The sequence below is a fragment of the Mesorhizobium sp. WSM4850 genome, assembly GCF_055811735.1.
Genome location: NZ_JBVVPV010000174.1, coordinates 1 through 452 on the forward strand (window position 1 = coordinate 1; position 452 = coordinate 452).

Sequence of the window (452 nt, forward strand, 5' to 3'; positions counted from 1 at the left end):
ACCATTCGACCACCGGCTATCTCCTGCCCAAGGAAAATTGATATGATGACGAACCAATTCCGCAGGGCCATTCCACAGGCATTGCCCTCTCCTTTTGGACAAGGCTGGCGCCTCGCCTCCTGGCTGGCTGTCCTTTGCGTTGCTATTTTCTTCCTCACCCTGCCAGCGGGTACCGCCCGTGCTGCGGCGAACATCCAGGAGGTGAAATCTGAAAAGGGGATCACCGCCTGGCTGGTGGAAGACCATAAGCTGCCGATCGTCACGCTCCAGTTCGTGTTTGACGGCGGCACCAGCCAGGACCCGGCCGGTAAAGAGGGGCTTGCCAATTTGATGACCGGCTTGTTCGACGAGGGCGCCGGCGATTACGACGGCGATACCTTTCAGGTGCGGCTCGATGATGCCGGCGCTGAGATGAGCTTCCACGCGCGGCCTGACGGCATCTATGGCTCGGT

1 pseudogene is annotated in these 452 nt (G+C 60.0%); it reads left to right on the plus strand.

The features are described 5' to 3' along the window. Positions 1-45: 45 nt before the first annotated feature. Positions 46-452: pseudogene (locus AC0L2Z_RS35460) on the plus strand (insulinase family protein); the annotation flags it as partial.